At 26.5% G+C, this 18039-nt stretch carries 20 protein-coding genes; 4 read left to right on the top strand and 16 right to left on the bottom strand.

What is annotated here, in order from left to right:
* The 14 genes from H8S20_RS16960 to H8S20_RS16900 form a co-directional block, all read right to left on the bottom strand.
* Nucleotides 1–275 (bottom strand): Type 1 glutamine amidotransferase-like domain-containing protein (locus H8S20_RS16960; RefSeq protein WP_186860844.1); only part of this gene is annotated, 275 nt, incomplete at its 3' end.
* Nucleotides 276–447: 172 nt separating this feature from the next.
* Nucleotides 448–1011 (bottom strand): hypothetical protein, encoded by a 564-nt coding sequence (locus tag H8S20_RS16955; protein WP_186860843.1) that lies wholly within the window; start codon nt 1009–1011, stop codon nt 448–450.
* 253 nt (nt 1012–1264) lie between these two features.
* Entirely contained in the window at nt 1265–2101 is an 837-nt protein-coding gene (locus H8S20_RS16950; protein WP_186860842.1) for a hypothetical protein, read from the bottom strand.
* A 115-nt stretch (nt 2102–2216) separates the two neighbouring features.
* On the bottom strand, nt 2217–2591 hold the full coding sequence (locus tag H8S20_RS16945) for a hypothetical protein (protein ID WP_186860841.1): 375 nt from the start codon (nt 2589–2591) through the stop codon (nt 2217–2219).
* 43 nt (nt 2592–2634) lie between these two features.
* Nucleotides 2635–2763, bottom strand: coding sequence for a hypothetical protein (locus H8S20_RS20735; protein WP_279288188.1), 129 nt, complete (start codon nt 2761–2763; stop codon nt 2635–2637).
* Between the two features lie 293 nt (nt 2764–3056).
* Nucleotides 3057–3200: a DUF6906 family protein gene (locus H8S20_RS16940; RefSeq protein WP_186860840.1), complete on the bottom strand. Its 144-nt coding sequence runs from the start codon at nt 3198–3200 to the stop codon at nt 3057–3059.
* Nucleotides 3201–3317: 117 nt separating this feature from the next.
* Nucleotides 3318–4052 carry a class B sortase gene (locus H8S20_RS16935; protein WP_186860839.1) on the bottom strand — a complete coding sequence of 245 codons (735 nt, stop codon included), beginning with the start codon at nt 4050–4052 and terminating at the stop codon, nt 3318–3320.
* A 2-nt stretch (nt 4053–4054) separates the two neighbouring features.
* Nucleotides 4055–4774, bottom strand: coding sequence for an LPXTG cell wall anchor domain-containing protein (locus tag H8S20_RS16930; protein WP_186860838.1), 720 nt, complete (start codon nt 4772–4774; stop codon nt 4055–4057).
* Entirely contained in the window at nt 4755–5567 is an 813-nt protein-coding gene (locus H8S20_RS16925) for a class C sortase (RefSeq protein WP_186860837.1), read from the bottom strand. Before H8S20_RS16925 ends, H8S20_RS16930 begins: the two co-directional genes overlap by 20 nt.
* Nucleotides 5568–5589: 22 nt before the next feature.
* The gene (locus H8S20_RS16920) at nt 5590–7428 is read right to left on the bottom strand and encodes an isopeptide-forming domain-containing fimbrial protein (protein WP_243177744.1); all 1839 of its coding nucleotides are present in this window, start codon (nt 7426–7428) and stop codon (nt 5590–5592) included.
* Nucleotides 7429–7432: 4 nt separating this feature from the next.
* On the bottom strand, nt 7433–10231 hold the full coding sequence (locus tag H8S20_RS16915; RefSeq protein WP_186860836.1) for a SpaA isopeptide-forming pilin-related protein: 2799 nt from the start codon (nt 10229–10231) through the stop codon (nt 7433–7435).
* Between the two features lie 234 nt (nt 10232–10465).
* Complete coding sequence (locus H8S20_RS16910) at nt 10466–10648, bottom strand: hypothetical protein (protein ID WP_186860835.1); 183 nt, start codon at nt 10646–10648, stop codon at nt 10466–10468.
* 113 nt (nt 10649–10761) lie between these two features.
* Nucleotides 10762–11598 carry a hypothetical protein gene (locus tag H8S20_RS16905; RefSeq protein ID WP_186860834.1) on the bottom strand — a complete coding sequence of 279 codons (837 nt, stop codon included), beginning with the start codon at nt 11596–11598 and terminating at the stop codon, nt 10762–10764.
* 118 nt (nt 11599–11716) lie between these two features.
* Nucleotides 11717–12037 (bottom strand): DNA-binding response regulator, encoded by a 321-nt coding sequence (locus H8S20_RS16900; RefSeq protein WP_186860833.1) that lies wholly within the window; start codon nt 12035–12037, stop codon nt 11717–11719.
* A gap of 206 nt (nt 12038–12243) precedes the next feature.
* Here H8S20_RS16900 and H8S20_RS16895 point away from each other — a divergent pair, with 206 nt between their 5' ends.
* Both H8S20_RS16895 and H8S20_RS16890 read left to right on the top strand, forming a co-directional pair.
* Entirely contained in the window at nt 12244–12705 is a 462-nt protein-coding gene (locus tag H8S20_RS16895; protein ID WP_186860832.1) for a helix-turn-helix domain-containing protein, read from the top strand.
* Between the two features lie 370 nt (nt 12706–13075).
* Complete coding sequence (locus H8S20_RS16890) at nt 13076–13969, top strand: helix-turn-helix domain-containing protein (RefSeq protein ID WP_186860831.1); 894 nt, start codon at nt 13076–13078, stop codon at nt 13967–13969.
* Nucleotides 13970–14002: 33 nt separating this feature from the next.
* On the opposite strand, the gene H8S20_RS16885 is transcribed toward H8S20_RS16890, so the two are convergent.
* Nucleotides 14003–15067, bottom strand: coding sequence for a replication initiation protein (locus H8S20_RS16885; protein WP_186860830.1), 1065 nt, complete (start codon nt 15065–15067; stop codon nt 14003–14005).
* Nucleotides 15068–15423: 356 nt separating this feature from the next.
* Nucleotides 15424–15957, bottom strand: a complete 534-nt coding sequence (locus tag H8S20_RS16880) for a hypothetical protein (RefSeq protein ID WP_186860829.1) — start codon at nt 15955–15957, stop codon at nt 15424–15426.
* 302 nt (nt 15958–16259) lie between these two features.
* Between H8S20_RS16880 and H8S20_RS16875 the strand changes: the two genes are divergently transcribed.
* Entirely contained in the window at nt 16260–16418 is a 159-nt protein-coding gene (locus tag H8S20_RS16875) for a hypothetical protein (RefSeq protein WP_186860828.1), read from the top strand.
* A 427-nt stretch (nt 16419–16845) separates the two neighbouring features.
* Nucleotides 16846–18027 carry a ParM/StbA family protein gene (locus tag H8S20_RS16870; protein WP_186860827.1) on the top strand — a complete coding sequence of 394 codons (1182 nt, stop codon included), beginning with the start codon at nt 16846–16848 and terminating at the stop codon, nt 18025–18027.
* Nucleotides 18028–18039 lie beyond the last annotated feature (12 nt).

The raw sequence follows: 18039 nt of genomic DNA, 5'->3' as shown, positions 1-18039 counted from the left end.
AATTGGTCAATAAGAAAAAATGAATTTCCACCAGTAAAATAAATAATATCTGCTTCTTCGAAAACAGATTTAATTGTTGAATATTCCTCCTTTGAAATATCAATTTCTGTTAATATTGACCCTATTTTTTTGAATAATTTTCTAGCAGAACCCACATAACCTGTATAGCCTTCGTGAATTGAAGCTGTCGGAATAAATGCAACTTTCTTATTTTCAAGTTCTTCTTTTATCAGATTTCCTACACTTGAAAAGTGTGAACATGAAAACAATTTCATCTATAATCTCCTTTGTAAATTCTAATTTATTTATCTGTAACTTAATATTATTATAACATCTTTATCCAATGCTGTATTATTCAATTTTCAAATAAAATTTCTGTCGCACTTATTTCAAAAACCTTCATTAAAGCCATAATGTTTATATCCAATATTTATGAAAACACACATTCTATTCTATATTGGGATTAAAACCAGTAATAATGCTATTCTTAGGAATATATATTGTTGTTTCTTTACTTTTTTGAGGAAATCCCATTACCCACTCATCATTAAAATCTAATTTTAAAAAATTTGCTAAAGCTCCATTTGAACTATTTCCTATTTCAGATGTTTTAATTTCTTTATGTACAATCTTTGGTGTCCCATCATATTCAATCAGCTCAATATCTTTTGCTAAAGCTTTTTCTAGTTTATATTTATTATCAGTTTTTGTATAAAAATAATAATACTCTTCATCATCAATATCTCCACTTATACCACCAATACCAACGAAAAAACTACCATTTATATCTCCATTAACACTACTTTTTATGTTTAAACTAACTATTTCTTTTTCAGTTTCAGAAATAACTTCTGATTTAATATGACTTTCTCTATGACAACTTATGAATGCACTTAAAAATATTATTATTGTTAAAACTGCACTTAAAATTAAATTAATAAATAATACCAACCATACATCCCACTCTTTTCTTATCATTTCTATTGTTTTTTTACCTGGTTCTCTTGCCATAAAAATAACTATTCCTAAAGTAAAGGGAATAGAAATTATAAACGAATATATAAATGACTTAAAAATATTCAATATTAGCATAACAAAAATTTAACTCCTATATTTATAATTTTCAATCTATATAACTAACAATCTAATCAAATTTATAAATTAGGGGATTACTCCCCCTAGACTAACAAAGATCCTTTTGTAAATTTGCACCTTCATGGTACTGTTTGTAATCCCTTTTTACAAAGCCTTTGTTTTTAACATTTTAATTTCCTTTTACTTTCAATTCTTTGTTAATAATTTTTATATTAACTCCGTCTAATCTATTTAATAATTCTTTTTCCTTATCTAACTCATTAGCTTTTATCTTCTTATTCCAAGACTTATTACCTATTCCATAACCGTTATAAATATATCCATTTTCTTTTAATATATCTCTATAATTATACGAATTTAAAACTACTATATAATAAATAGCTTCAATTTCTAAATCTTTGCTATCTATTACTTTTATATTTTCTTCATGTATTATGTTCTTTAATAAATTCATTTCTTCTTGAAGATTATTAACTTCTATCTCCTTAAACCATAACTGCTCTAATTTAGAATATTTATAATCTCTATTTTTCAAATATTCTTTTATTGAAAAACTATTACTTACTTTTATAATTTTCATACCTTTTTTATATTCAGCTTCTTCTATATTCCAATTTTCAATATTCCCAAAGTATTTTTCCAACCTATCTTTATCTGCTGAATCTGTTTCTGTAATAATATCATTTTTAGATATTATTTTTAATTCTAAAGCTCCTATTATAAGATTATAAAATTCCTCATAAAATGTTTTTGTATGATCACTCTTTTCTCTATTACAATAATCAATATGGTGTGCTACTTCATGCAATATAGTTGTAATTATATGATTATAAGGTCTTGATAAATTAAATACTTCTATTAATTTCTGATTACAAAAATATCTACCATGAATACTTTTCATCTCTTTAGGAATTATCTTTATATAAAATTTTTTATATTCATTCTTATTCTCCTTATAAAGATAATCTATAATATCACATACACTCATATATATTTTATATTCCATACATCACCCTCCCTTATAAAAAGCGTTCCCTAGGAACACTTTAAGTAGCTACCGCATTCCACATTAACTTACTCGCTCTGCTCCGTTACTTAATATTCCATTTGCTCTGATATATTTATATTAGTCCATTTAATACAGATAATGTCCCTTCATGTTCTAAGAATTGTAAAATTATATTGTATATCAGCACATTAACAGATGAACATTCTCTTATATATTCTTTAACATATATTTCATAAAGCTTAATATTTTCTTCTTCTAAAAGTTTTACTGTTACTCTACTTACTTTAGGCTCATCCTTAATTCTTCCATATATTAATTTAGATTTATCTAAAACTGGATTTTCCAACCAATCTTTTACAATAAACGTCGCTACTTGTGCTGGTTTTATTCTATATCTATGTAGTCCTTTGCTTACTATATATCTTTCTAAATCGATTAATGTTTCCCTAGTTAATCTTACTCCTATTGAAATTGTATTACTCTCCATTTCGTACCTCCATAACAAAAGATGTCCCCAGGGAACCTCTTTTTTAATTATCTATAACTTTTTCTCTTTCTATCATTTCTTTTCTAGTTACTTCAATTATCCACAATACATAAATAAATATTGTAACTAATAAACTCATTAAAACTAATAAAAAAATAACAATTCCTCTCATAACAATATCATTCCTTCAAAAAATATGTCCTTCGGGAACACTTTTTTAAATCTTTTTCTCTGATCTCGCACCTACAATAACACAAGAAACACATGCGAATCCACCTACTAACCCTACTATTACTATTGCACTCATAAACATCATAATTCTCACCCACTTCTTTTAATAATTTATAATTTTTAAATTTAATATCTACTTTTTCCTTTAAGATTTATTTTATTAATAAACTTTTCTCCCTCTTTCTTTTTCTTATCTATATAATTATTTATCCAATCTAGCATATTTCTTTGCATTTATATCTCCCTAATTTTTTTACTTACTTTATGTTGAATACAAATACTATCTTTGAAAACTTTTAACACTAACCAATTATCAGGATTTAACTTATTTTCTTTTATAATAATTTTTTGTTTCCTAGTTGGATTTTTCCCTTTCACATATGCTCCCTCCTTTAAAATTATCTTTTATAAACTAACTAAAATAAGTATCGAAATATTTGCTTTAGTTAATTTACTTAATAATTAAAAGGTGTCCCCAAGGAACACCTTTTTAATTTATCTTATTTTTTCTTCTACAACTATTCCATTAACAAGTAATCTATCGGGAGTACCTTCTCCACCGTAGCAAGTTATTAGATTAAAAACTTGTGTAGTTGAATATTCAATAATATTCTTTTCTAAGTTATTATTACTATACTTATTTCTATCAACTAATTCTGAAAGCAAATCTATATATTCTACAGTTCCAAGTTCATATTGACCACTAAACACATCATCACTTTCATTAGCAATAAAGATTGAAAATATATCACATTTCATAGCCTTTCTTTCTGTATATAAATAAATATATCTATGTTCTTCTAAAAAGTCTGAAGATAAGTATTTTCTAAGTTCACCAAACATTTGACTACTAGCCATATTATGTCCGAATATAAAAGTATTACCCTTTGTAAAGTTTGTACCACTAAAGCCAAATAAAGAGCCTAGGGGGGTGTACTCTTTATTTATATTTTTATACAGATACTCTTCATCACTTTCGCCTACTAATATTGGATAATCAACTTTTGTTCCAGGAATGTATATCCATGCTAGTACATCCTTATTTATAGATTTTAATTTTTGAAAATCTATAATTCTATTTAATGGATCTTCCTCATTTTCACTAGTTGCCAACTCTCGAATACTATCATTATTTACTTTATTAGATATTTTATATTTCCAATCTGTAAAGCCTTTAAATAGAAATATTATAGAAATTACTAATAAAACACTTGCTACTATCTTTTTCAAATTTACTCCTTCTTTCTTGCATTAAAAAATAAAGTTGCACTACCTATTAAACCTATGCTTCCTAAAGCTAAATAAATTGAACTACCATCATATGCTGTAGCTGGAACTTTAGACTTTTCTTTTTTCACTATTTCAGTATGTTTAGGTATTACTTGTATATCATAAGACATAGATTTATCTTTTTCATTCCATGAAGGAATCGAAACTATAAAAGGAGTTATATTATCGTAATTTGCTATATTCTTAGCATATACTAAATATACTCCCACATCTAAATCTTCAATATTACATTCTCCATTAGCATTAGTTTTCATTAAATTATCTGTTTTTGCTACTTTCTTAAATAGCTCGGCTGCTAATTCTAAATCATTAGCAGTTTTTATATTATTTAAATCAACTTCAACGCTTTTATAATCATCTTTTACTTTATAAAGTCCATCTTCAATATCTGCTATCTTAGATATTGAAAATTCAACGCCTTCTTTACTTTGATTATTTTTTGCATCTGCTAATTTTATAGTTATACTTCCCTTATTCGATAAAGAAGTCTCATTATTTAGTATTTCATCTAACACCTCACTTGGTGGAATTACTACGCTTCCATCTCCTTTATCAATTATTACTGAATCGTTAATTATAGCTCTCGGTGAAGCCATAACACTAATTGGTATGCTTAATAATATTAATGTTGATACCAAGACTTTAATCTTTTTTCCTAGCACTCTTAATCCTCCTTCCAAGAATTATTGTTAAAAATACAAAAGGAATTGCTAAAAATACAACTTCTCTAATAGACATATTTTTACTTTCTATATTTTCATATATAGCTGGTTCATATTCAGTTCTTTCACCAGTTACAACAAGTCTATGAGTATTTAATCCATACGGAGTACAAGTTATAAGAGAAACTAAATCTTTTCCTTCTTCAATTTCTAATCCTGCAACATCTTCAGGATCTATTACTTGTATATCATTAACTTTATAAGCTAATGTTTCATTTAATACTCTTATAAAAAATAAATCACCTTCTACTAATTCATCTAGTCTTGTAAATAACTTAGCACTAGGCAGTCCCCTATGAGCTGTTAATATACTCTTTGTATTAATTCCACCTATAGGTAAACTTGTTCCGTTAAGATGCCCTACACCAACAGACAACACTTCATCACTAGTCCCATGATAAATAGGTAAGTTGACATTAATACTAGGTATTTCTATACTTCCCATTATTCCATTACCTATATTTAATATTTCATTATAACTTTCTTCACTTAAAATACTAATTTTATCGCTACTTACTGAAATAAGCGAGTTAAATAAAACCTCATTATACTCATTAGCCTTTGTTAATGTATCTTCAATAGAAGCAGTTGATGAATTTTCAATCATCTGTTGATAGGTAGCAACAGTTCCTTTTTGAGCCTGTTGCTGAACTATCCCACTAACTAAAGGGTAAGAACATAATATTAATCCTAATAAAAAACTTAATTTTTTTAATATATTATTCTTTCCCATAACAATTTTACCTATCTATATATTAGTTTTTCTTTCTTCTAATTGAGTAAGTCATAATTCCAGTTCCTAAGCTAACCATTAATAAAGTCATTGGTGAACCAGTTATAGGTAGCTTAGTTCCAACTTTATTCACTACTGTTAAGTTCATTGAACCTTCATTTAAATCCGTAGTTAAATTTAAATCTTCAGTATTAAATATTCCAGAATAGAATGACTTAATCTTAGCAGTTGCTTCTAAAGTCTTTAATGTTTTGTCAGTAGCTCCATCACCCTTAATATAGTTATTTCTATCAGTTGTATAAGTTGGCACTACATTAATTTCTATTGGATCTAATAATGGTCTATATCCATCAGGTGCATCTGTTTCTTTAAGCCAATATGTTCCTTGATCTAATCCAATTATGTTAAATACACCATCTGCATTTGAAACCATTTCTACAGCATCTTGAGGTTTAGTACCACCAATATGGTCAGTTCCACCAATGCTATCTCTATTTATTACTATATATCCATCAGGAGATTTTTTTACATATACTTCATTTTTACAATCTTTATCAGAGTATAATCTAAATTTAGCTCCTTCAAGCTCTAAGTTATGGTCATTAACTTTTAAACCATTTATCTTAAATGTGAAGCATACTACAGTATCCCAAGGAGTTTCTCCAGTTGAGCCATTTCCATCTCCATCAGGATTATTTGAAAACTCTAACTTAACATCATTTTCAAAACCTGGTCTACCAGTATCGTTAGCAGCATTATCGTTTAAAGTTGCATCAAATCTTAAAACAACATTTTGTCCATATTCATTTTCACCTAAAGCATTTTTATTATTAAATTCTCTATCTACTATAGCTTTTAAATCTAATATTTCTACTTTAAACGTTTCTCCGTTTCCTGGATTCTCAACTATATTAAATTCACTTGGATTTAATGTATAGTTCTTATTTTTTCCTTCAATAACTATTGATACTGTATCTTTCTTAAATGTTAAAGCTTCATCCATCTTGTCATGCCAAGCATAGTAATAAGTATCATATCCATTCATATTAGGTACATTGGATTCAAACTTATAAGAAACTGTTTGCCCTATTTCATAATCCCCTATATCATTCCAACCATTATTACCTATACTGTCTTTATTATCATCTTCTTGTATCTTCTTAGTTACGGAAGGATAATCAGATTTAATTTGAACATCTGCATTTGGATTAGCAGTATTAACCATACAAAGTGAACTTGCTGAATGAGTATCTCCTACAGCAGTTACTTCATCAACAACATAATAACCATAGTCTAATCCTGAAATAACTATGCTATTATCAGCCTTAGTTTCACTAACATTAACAACATCACCTTTAATATTTAATTTCTTAATTTCATCCCTTAATTCTTCTACAAAATATCTGAAATCACTATATCTACCTTCTAAAGTTTGATCTGCATTAGCACCTTCAACCTTATTAGTATTTAAAGATTGAATATAATCAATTATTTCATATTCTGTTACTTGAGCTGCTGCTTTATTTAATTTCTTCCCTACTACATTTTGCAATGGAGTTTTATAAGTAGGATTTATTGTATAATTAATTGATTCTAATTTAGCTGAATTTTCAGCATCAAATAGCTTGTACACATTAAACTTTTTCCCTACTAAAGTTTGTCCCATATTTCCTGAAATAGTTATTTGTGCACTTCCTCGTCCTAAATTTGCTACTCCACCAGGAGTTCCTACTTCAGCCTTTACATCTACTATACTTTGTGTATTTTCATCAGCAAAAGCATTTATTGAACTCATTTGACCCATTATTATTCCAGCCAATAATACTGAACTAAATATTTTTCTTGTTTTCTTACTTATCATTACCCTATTCCCCTTTATCTCCTTTTATTTTCTTTTTGCTTGAAAAAACTGAATAAGACATTAATCCTACTCCAACTAATAATATAGGTATCATTAACCATGAACCCGTTTTAGGTAACTTCATACCTATTATATTTACAACCTTCATATTGACTTCTCTATCATCTTTAGTTCCAGCTAAATATACATCTTTACTTGAATCTGTATCGTTTGATGTGTATTTAACTCCATCTATATAATAATTAAATACATTATTAACTGGTGTTGATTCTGCATATATTTCATAAACATGAACTCTTCCAAAAATATCTACTGGTATTCTATAACCTTCAGGAGCTTTTGTTTCTTTCATATAATATCTTGTTCCTGGTCTTAAATTTTTAAATTTAAGATTACCATTTCCATCACTTACTTGAGTTTCTATAGCATTATTACAAGCACTATCTGAATATAAAGTGAACTCTGCCCCTTCAAGAATTGCTCCTTTATCATTAACTTTTGTTAATCTTATACTAAATGGCTTAACATCATCATTTACAGTTAAAATTCCATCACCTTCAAAAGTTGAATAACTCATACCCATATTTGTAGTATTAGAAATAACTTTTATAGTGTTATCTGACTTAACCTCAAATACAAATTCATTTCTATTTACTTCATACCCTTCAGGAGCTTGAGTTTCAACTATTCTATGAGTACCTTGAGTTAAACCTCTAATAATAACTTCACCATTTGAGCCAGTTGTTAATTCTTCTGTACTACCATCAGGCTTAGTATGTCTAAATTTAGCATTAGGTATTAAAGTTGAAGTTCCACTTTGAACCTTCTTTATAACAAAATTTAAAGAATCTTCCTTAATTATTGGTTCATTATAAGTGCTTACGTTATCTGTTATTCCTGGAACTATTTTTTTTACAAATATTTCAGGATTTATCTTATACCCTACTGGAGCTTTTGTTTCTTGTATTGTAAGCGTCCCCGATGGCATAGTAGGTCTTCCTAACTCGTTGTACCAAAATGGATCTCCTGAAACTTTATAAGAATCATTTAATTCTGTATATCCATCATTATCTGTTTTAACTACCCAAGTTCTTGTAGGAGATTTACCTAAATCGGCTGGATTAACTCCATCCCCATACTCCCCTGAATAAAACTTTAAAGTGAAATGAGCATCAGCAAGACTACCACTACCTTGAGGTCTATTAGCACCAGTATCAGCATCTACTTTTCTAAGTAAAATACCTATAGGGTCAACTTTAGGCTTATCTTTAAGAGTTTTAGTAGCCTTACTACCCGCACTAACAGTTATAGGATAAGTAGTCTTATCTAAGTAATATCCTTTAGGTGCTTTGGTTTCTTTTATATAATAAGCTCCCGCATCTAACTCTATTTCATTAGACCAACCATTTGAACCTATAGTTAAAGTTCCTACACGATTAGTAGCACTAGAATTAGAATACACTCCATATTCAGCTCCAACTAATGAATAACTATTATTCCCATTAGTTATTGAAGGATCTGCTGATTCTTTAGAAATTTGTAATCTACCTTTTTGTTCAAATTCCCAATATGCTAAGTCTTGAGTAGCTCCACCATTAGTAGTTACTACATATACCTTAAATCCACTTGGTGGTGTTGCTAGTCCACTAACATAATTGTAAAAATCATTTCCTAAACTATATGATGCATGACCATTAGCTTTTGAAGCTGCTTGAGTAGTTGCAATCATAAGTAAGTTTTGATTACTTGACCAAGAACTTGATATACCACCAGTTCCAGGACCATTGTACCCATAGTAAAGAATTTTTCTTAACATATCATTATTTGCTAATCTTTTATTAGTAGCAATAGTTCCACTAGATGGATCTTTCATTTCAAACATTACACAAAAAGCTTGTTTTCCATTAATAGATAATAATGGAGCTGTATGTGCATACCCATTATAGTATTCTGTTATTGCCCCTCTATTTCCAACTACTAAACTTTCTCTTGTATTTAAAAAGGAAAATCTATTACTAATTAAATCTCTCTTAAAAAGTCTGCTTTCAATTAAACTTTGTCTAATAATAAATTCATCATTACTATTAGTTTCAGTTAGAAATTCCTTTATTTCATCATTTGTTAATGAGTTTAATAGTATAAGTACACCTTCATCCATTAAATCAGCACTAGATTTATTAGAAAGATATTCTTCAGTTAAAAAGAAGTTTTCATCAACCTGATCTAATAAATTTTTTTCTGTTGCTAACTTCTTTCTAGCTTCTATTAGATTTTCTTCCATCTTAATGCCATCATTATACTTATTTATAATAATTTCCTCTGTAAGTTCCTTTTCAATGTCATTAGAAATTTCCGATTTATTATTATCTTCTTTTTCTTCTTTGACTTCATCTTTAGTTTCTTCTTTAATTTCATTATTAACTTCTTCTTTAGTTTCTTTTTCAAAGTTTACATCAATAAAAGTACCATCAGATTTTGTACTAACATCATATATTCTACTGTTTCCACTTTCTCCAGCTTGAGAATCAACCCCACTTACAGAAGCTATTAAATAGCCATCATTAGGAGTTACTGTTAATTTTAAATCACTATTTACAGTTGCATTAGCTCTTAATACATCCTTATCTTCTAAAGAATATTTTGAATAGCCATCATCAACAATAACAGTACCTTTACCATTAACTCTGATTTCTAACTTAGCAATTTCTTCTACAGTTTGTGCTTGTGCTTTTATATCACTACCCATTCCTATAAAGATGCAACTAGTTAGAACTAAACTTAAAATTCTTTTAAGTTTTCTCAAAAAACTTCCCTCCTTAACATTTTGTTGTAGTTAAAAATTTACAATTTTTTCATCCCCCCTATCACTTCTTTAAATTATGCAATTAAAAAACTCCAACTATATTCAATAGTTGAAGTTCTTTATGTTACATAATTTTTACACTAAAAAAACACCTATATAATAGGTGTTTTAAATTTAAAATAAATATATATATTATTAATTTAAAAAGTGTTCCCGAGGAACACTTTTCTTTATTTAAGCATTTACTAAACTTAATATTTTATTTATGGCTTTTTCTTTGCTAATATCCTCACACTTCATAATATTAACTATCTCAAAATTTAAATAATCATCTGAAATATATTCATTATTATAAGCTTTTTTTATTTTATTTATATCTTTTTCAGATAAAATTACACTTATACTCTCATTTTTCATTAATAAAATTACCCCTTTGTGTAAAGACAACAATGAAGTAAAGTTTCTGTAAATAAGGGTGTAGCTTCATTGTTACGCCTTTATTATACTTATTATTCCTTACTATAAAAGTATTATTTAGTTGCTCCACAACTACAACTATATCCAGTTGTTACTGTTTCATCCCAAGCTGCTTTATCAACAACCCATTTATTTTCATATACTGCATCGTGATTTATTTTATCAGTTCCTACTTGGACTTGTACATATTCTGTAGTCCAACCACCAGGTTCTCCATTTAACATATGATTTTTATTATGGGTAGTAGGATCAGCAGTTATATCTGCACCACAACCATTACAAATTTCTCTTGCTTGTTCTTCATATATTGGAATTTCTTCTGTCCATGATTCACTAACTAAAATATTTTCATAATGTCCTTGTTCCTCATGATGAACTGTACTAGTAATTGGATTCCAACTATGAGTGTGTTTATTTGAATCACTTGTATTATTATCATTAGGCTTATTTGGAACTGTACCATTATTAGTGTTATTATTTGTACTATTATTTTCAGTTGAATCATTTTTACTGCTTGTACTATTTGAATCCGAATTTGATGTGCCTGAAGTAACTTCTTCAGTTGAGCTGCTATTATTATCATCAGCTACTTTCTTTTCTGCTTCTGCAATTTTATTTTCTAAATCCTTTTTTTCTTCATCTGATAGATTAGATGTATCTGTCTTTTTTAATTCTTCTAATTTCTCCTTTGCATACCTATTATCTTTATTAACATCTTTCTTATTGTATTTTTTATTGTCTTTCTCTATAGCAATATTTTTATTTTCTACATTCTTATTATTTAATAGCATTGTTCCAGCTAATGTTAATACTAAAACTCCTGCTACTGTTCCAGCTATTATTTGTACTTTCCTATTTTTTAACATTTCCTTGATTTTTTCAAAATTCATAAGTTAATTCCTCCTCATAAATTTGTGTCCGTTGGGGACACTTTTTTCCCTATTTTCTATTAATTACCTACCATATTTAATTTATTTATCTTTAGTTTATAACATAATTATAACAAATTTATTGTGCTTTTGTAATTCTTGTAGGTGTATCAAACGTAACTACTGGAGCTACTTTCTTGTCTATTACCAGGTCGCCGTTTTTCGCTTGTTTATAAATATTTTTATTAAATTTTGCAAAATTCCTATTTGAAATTTCTTGTGAACATTCCCACCTGGTTTTCCTTATAATTTCTTTTGTTCTTTCTCTTTCAAATTCATGTTTTTCTTTTAAATCTTTTAAATTTCTTTGTATATATTTTCTAATGGCATCAACACTTTTATCAATTCTTCGAGAAATCTCCTTAGCATCTACTCCATTCAAATATAATTTTTCAATCATAATTTTATCTCTCAAATCCAATACCAAAATGAACACCCCTTATTTAGATATAGTTGTCCCAACCCATTTGGTTGGACAAATTTAATTCTTTTATGTTAAAAAATATATCATTTGACATATAATCTGTCAATATTTTTGACACATTTTGTTTCATGACTTTAAATATATTTTTCTTTACGGTATAACTAATTATGAGGTGTATTACTATGAATAATTTTTTTTCAAATAATATAAAAAGTCTTAGAGTTGATAATGATTTTACTCAACAAGAAATAGCAGATGCTCTTGGAATAACTAGATCTCGATATTCAAATTATGAAAATGGAATAAATGAACCTTCACTAGATATATTAATAAGATTATCAAAACTATTTAACTGTTCTATTGACGACCTATTAAAAATCAAAATAAATACTATTATTAAAAATAAAATAGATAGTATTATTACAGAAGAACCAGAAACTAGTTTAGGCTTAAATGAATTTAATTATTCTGACTTAAAAAAGAAACTTATAGAAAATAGAAGTTTTTATGAAAAAAAGAAAAAAACTATATTGGGTGAAATAGATGTTAAAATATCTGAAATAGATTCTGTTTTAGATTTTATAAATAATCTTTATACTGAAGAATCTTTAAATGAAATTTCACATAATAAAAAAGATGAGTAATAATTTTCATATCACTCATCTTTTTTATATTTTGTTAGATTACATCTATCTCATTATTAACTCATGTCCCCTGGGAACATTTTTATTTTCATATTTCCCATTACTAGTTCTTATAAATATTTCTTCAAATATTTCCTTTTAGCTTCTCTCAATACACCTCTAAATTTTTACATAGTTGCCCCAACCCATTTAGTTGGACAAATTCAATTATGTACTTACATTTTTTGTCTTATTACAACAACATAATATCAATATCAACATTATGTGTCAATATGAAATTTTATTTTTTTATTATTCTTTTCATATTGAAACATATTCTGTCTTTTGTTCTATTTTACTATTATTCTATTGATAGAAAGGGGTGATTTTTTTGAAAAAGAATTACTTTTGTGAAAATCTAAAATATATAAGGAGTTCTTTAAATATCAGCCAAAAAGAAATAGCGAATCACTTAAAACTAAATCCTAGCTCATATTCTAACTATGAAAATGGTCGCCGAGAGCCTGGTATAGATGCTTTAATAAAAATTTCTGATTTTCTTAATGTTGAAATAGATATGCTTTTAACCAAAAATCTTAGCAATAATCCTAATTTTTTGAAGGATATTCAAAATAAAGTTTCAAATGATATTAATTATGATGAAAAAATTAAAGATATTAATTTAGATATGTGTAAAAATATTTTATTTGAATTAGAAAATAAAAAAAGAAAATGCTTATCTCTAATTAATTATGAAATTCCTAAAAAAATCAAGGAAATTGATAACCTAATTAAATATATTAATCTTTACAATGATCAAGATGTAGAGATTAGTGAGGAAATTTCATCTGATATTATTAACTTTAAACCCAAAGAAAAAAATATTGAGTATAGATCTATAAACCTAATTGGTAAAGTATCTGCTGGTAATCCTTGTTATGCCTTTGAAGAAATACTAGATAGTTTCAATATTCCTTCTAACCTACTATGTCCTTCCAAAGATTACTTTATTCTTAAAGTTAAAGGCGATAGTATGAATAAAATATATTCTCCTGGTGAATTAATCTTAATAGAAAGTACCACTTTGGTTGATAATAATGATATTATTATTGCTATAATTGATGAAGAAGCTACTTGTAAAAAAGTTCATTTTTACCCTAATGAAATTGCCTTAATTCCACAAAGTAGTAACCCATTACATAAGGTTCAAACATATAAACTTATTGATGTTCATATATCAGGTAAAGTTCTTGGAAAACTTTTTGATTATATAAAAAATGAGTAATATATAAATTATTACTCATTTTTTTCTATTTTATTAAATTATATCTTGGCTCATTTTTAATTCATGTGTTAATAATTCTCCTGATACAATATGATTAAATAAAGCAAAATTACTTTTACCTTTTAAATCTTGTATCATAGTAAATCTATTGTCTTTATTTAATGTTTTGTCATATGCCTTGTGTAATATATTTTTTACTATAGGACTGCTTAAATCTAAATCATTGTACTTTAGTTCTAATCTTTCCTTTAATGCTTCATTTTGAACCTTTATATAATCTAGCCATATTACACTTTCATCTTTTACTTTTTGCTCATTTAATTTTAAATAGTTTCGTGGTTCATTATCTTTTACAGTAAATACTACCCTATCTACAGATCTTCCTTTTTTAATTTTTTCTTTTATCTTTATTTCCATAATTCCAGTTGAGTTAATTTCATCAATACTTCTCTTCAATATGTTAGTTTCAAAAGAATTAAATGTTTTATTTTTATCACCCAACTGCAACATATCTCTTAATTCCTGTACTGAAAATTCAATATCCCTTTTTGCTCCACTCCAACTTCTTAATATTATATAAAATCTTTGTGCATATATTCCCTTTAATTTATATATAACTTGTAAAGCATTTTGAGTATGACCTAATCCTAAATCAAAAAGATATTTATAAAGTTTTGCTGGTACTACTACTTGATAATTTCCAGTTTCTTTTTCTATGTAAAAATGACTTATTAACGATGCTATCATTTTAGCTCTAACTCCATCTCGTGTAACTGTATCAAATGTAATAGTACAATTGCTTAATGCTGAAAAAGTATCTTTTAAAGAATTTTCCGTTCTATCATTTTTTCTCTTAAATATTTCATTAAAATCATCTTGAGTTAATTTACATGTTAATGTTTCTATTTCACATAACTTTTTCCACTTTAATATATCTTCTTCACTTAGTTCTGACTTCTTATTTTCAGCTATTATATACTCATTATTATCTCTCTGTATTGCATACATTAACTTTAAGAATAAATTGTTTTCTTTTTCTCCTATAGAATATCTACCTCGAGCAATACTATTTGGTGTTGCTAATACTTCATACCCCATATCTTAACCTCTCTTATAAAAATATGTTTTTTATAAGATAACTTTACCACAAATAAACAACATTGTAAACGCAAATTTGATGTGGTTTTGCTTATTTTAAAGTATCAATTTGATGTGGTATCAATTTGATGTTGTTTAGGTATCAATTTGATGTGGTTTTATTGTTACTAGGTATCAATTTGATGTGGTTTACTTAATGTTTAGTATCAATTTAATGTTGTTTAAGTATCAATTTGATGTGGTTTTGCTTCTATAACTTAGTAAAATAGCCATGTCTAACCATCCTAAATACTATTCCTAAATACTTTTCTTAAATACTATATCTATAAATACTAATGAAAGGTTTCCTCGCATTATTATCTTTTCATAAAATCAATTAATGCAATTGCTATAGAATCTTTTTGAGATAATTTATTATCTTTACAGTATTGAACAAATCTATCTAATACATTTTTATAGGTTCTTACTGATCTAGTTACAATTTCTCCATCTAATACTATATCCGTAGTACACAATTTATAGTTTTTGATAATATTTTTTAATATTGTTATTTCTTCTTCTGTAAAAAGGTGTCCTTCGGGGACATTATTTTTAATACTATTGGAATTTTTCTTCGTTTCTTTTTTTGTAATACTTCGTGTTATATCTATGTTATTATTTTCTATTAATTTCTTTTCAATCTCTTTTTTTGATGTGTTACTATGTGTTTCACTTGTAAAATATATATATTTTTTTAAATTTTTATCATATTTAAAATTATTTCTATTTAATTTTTTTCTTAAAGTATCTTTACCCACCTTCATTTCCTTTTCTATCTGAGCCATTGATAAACCATTTTTCATTTTCTCATTAACATATTCAACAATTTCATCAATCTTAATATCGACCATACAAATTCTCCTTAAATTATATTTATAACATACTATAACATCATTATAACACTAGTTGTAAAATTTTAACATAAACTTTTGTGTTACATATGTATTATATTTACAATACAAATATAATAATAAAATATTACAATAAAAAAACAGATTAGAAAAAACTAATCTGCTATTATATTCATTTTATGGTATAATTATATTGTTTTTTAAGCCACGATGGATGGCGTGGCGGTTGTACGTTTTCCGCCTTTTGGCTATTGATAGTAATTTTTTCATTACTATAAAGTTAAAAAGGTGGTGGTATTGATATGCTAGAAATTATTCTAATAGGATCTATTTGTATAGTTCTTATTAACCTGATATTGAAACATAATAGAGATTTTAAATTAGAAATTAATTTAAAGCTTCTAGGTCTTAATATTAAAATTAATAGCAAAGAAAAACGACACCCATCCAACCAAGATTAATGTCGCTTTTCTTGTAATTCTTTTACAGTATCAATAGCCCAAAGTAAAACATTCTTGGACTAGCATCGTATTACCAGTACGGTGCTTTTCTTATTTATATTATACCACATTTTTTTATTTATAAACTACATTTTAATAAAAATATAGTTATAACACACTATAACACTATTATAATGCTTATTATCATATTTTCAATATATACAATTATATTACATAATTAATACAATTGTATATTATTTTTATTAATTATGTATTGAAAAGATATTAATATAGTATTGCAGTATAATTGTATTACAATTTTAATATAAATATATTATTTTTAACTTCTTTTTGTATTGAATTTGTATTACAAATATATTATAATATAAATATGAAATACATTTGTAATACAAATTTATTAATAAAGCATTATATGGAGGGTTTTAGAATGAATGATAAAGAAATTATATTAAAAGTAGGAAATGATAACGGAAATAGTGAACATGATTTAATAATTAATGGTGTTTCAATAGCTCAACCTAATGTTTTTGCTAAGGTTAGAAAATTACCTAATTTAGATGAAGTGAATAAAGATTATGTTTTAGAGAATATTGCTGATAATTTAATAGTTACTTGCGAAGATCCATCTGGTATATATTATATTGGAAATTATGCTTTAAAGTCAGGACAAAAAGTTAGAAATATTGAAGTTGGAATTGATAATAATAAACTTGAAAGTGATATAGTAATGGTTAATACTTTAGCCCAAATTGCTGGATTTGGTGTTAAAGAGTATTATAATAAGTTTAATAATTTTGATGATATTATTAACATAAAGGTTGATATGACAACTGCTTTACCTATTAGTTACTATTCTCACAAAAAATCATTAGAATTTGCTGATAAATTCTTAAATAAATCACATATTGTTACAGTTCATATTGGCAATTCAACAGCTAGAGTTAAAATAGATTTTGAATTTGTTAAAGTAATACCTGAAGGTGTAACAAGTATTTTTGCATTAAAAGAATGTAATAATTATATATTTGAAGAATATAATCTTCAAAATAAAGATAAGTTAAATAGTGATTATTTCAAAGATGCTAGGGTTCTTCATGCTGCTATAGGTGAAGGTACTTCTGAATTTCCTATAACTAAGGGCATAGAGTTTAATCCCGACTTTATAAAAGGTACTAATAATGGAATCGGTCATGCTATAGATAAAGCTATTGAAGAATTTAAATCATTAAAAGGATTAAGTAAATTCAGCAGACAAGATTATTCAAAGATATTAATGGATGATAGTCATAAATTCCATGATGATGCTATGGAAATTGTAGAACAATATATAGATGAAGAAGCCGAAGAAATATTACATCATATTAAAACTGAAATTCAAAAAGCTAATAATGAAATTGATGTTGTTTGTGTATATGGTGGTGGTTCTATCTTTATGAGAACTTATTTAGAATCAAATTTAAAGAGTTTCTGCGATAGAGCTGAAATTAAACTTCTTTATATTCCTAAAGAATATGCTGTTACTTTAGAAGCAGAAGGTTTATATAATTTTACTAACAGTAAAATTTTTGAAGTTTTAAAATTAAAGCATATTCAATCTAAAAATAAATAATTCGGGTAGGTG

It is taken from the genome of Clostridium hominis, from assembly GCF_014287825.1.
GTDB classification, from domain to species: Bacteria; Bacillota; Clostridia; order Clostridiales; family Clostridiaceae; genus Clostridium; species Clostridium hominis.
Note: the sequence above shows the minus strand (reverse complement) of the source record. Positions and strands in the feature narration are given on the sequence as shown.

Bases quoted from the DNA above. Each gene is read 5' to 3' on its own strand.
- H8S20_RS16955 (WP_186860843.1), bottom strand. From the start codon at position 1,011: ATGGCAAGAGAACCAGGTAAAAAAACAATAGAAATGATAAGAAAAGAG.
- H8S20_RS16880 (WP_186860829.1), bottom strand. From the start codon at position 15,957: ATGGTCGATATTAAGATTGATGAAATTGTTGAATATGTTAATGAGAAA.
- H8S20_RS16950 (WP_186860842.1), bottom strand. From the start codon at position 2,101: ATGGAATATAAAATATATATGAGTGTATGTGATATTATAGATTATCTT.
- H8S20_RS16875 (WP_186860828.1), top strand. From the start codon at position 16,260: ATGCTAGAAATTATTCTAATAGGATCTATTTGTATAGTTCTTATTAAC.
- H8S20_RS20735 (WP_279288188.1), bottom strand. From the start codon at position 2,763: ATGAGAGGAATTGTTATTTTTTTATTAGTTTTAATGAGTTTATTAGTT.
- H8S20_RS16920 (WP_243177744.1), bottom strand. From the start codon at position 7,428: ATGATAAGTAAGAAAACAAGAAAAATATTTAGTTCAGTATTATTGGCT.
- H8S20_RS16895 (WP_186860832.1), top strand. From the start codon at position 12,244: ATGAATAATTTTTTTTCAAATAATATAAAAAGTCTTAGAGTTGATAAT.
- H8S20_RS16900 (WP_186860833.1), bottom strand. From the start codon at position 12,037: ATGATTGAAAAATTATATTTGAATGGAGTAGATGCTAAGGAGATTTCT.
- H8S20_RS16925 (WP_186860837.1), bottom strand. From the start codon at position 5,567: ATGGGAAAGAATAATATATTAAAAAAATTAAGTTTTTTATTAGGATTA.
- H8S20_RS16870 (WP_186860827.1), top strand. From the start codon at position 16,846: ATGAATGATAAAGAAATTATATTAAAAGTAGGAAATGATAACGGAAAT.
- H8S20_RS16905 (WP_186860834.1), bottom strand. From the start codon at position 11,598: ATGAATTTTGAAAAAATCAAGGAAATGTTAAAAAATAGGAAAGTACAA.
- H8S20_RS16945 (WP_186860841.1), bottom strand. From the start codon at position 2,591: ATGGAGAGTAATACAATTTCAATAGGAGTAAGATTAACTAGGGAAACA.
- H8S20_RS16910 (WP_186860835.1), bottom strand. From the start codon at position 10,648: ATGAAAAATGAGAGTATAAGTGTAATTTTATCTGAAAAAGATATAAAT.
- H8S20_RS16885 (WP_186860830.1), bottom strand. From the start codon at position 15,067: ATGGGGTATGAAGTATTAGCAACACCAAATAGTATTGCTCGAGGTAGA.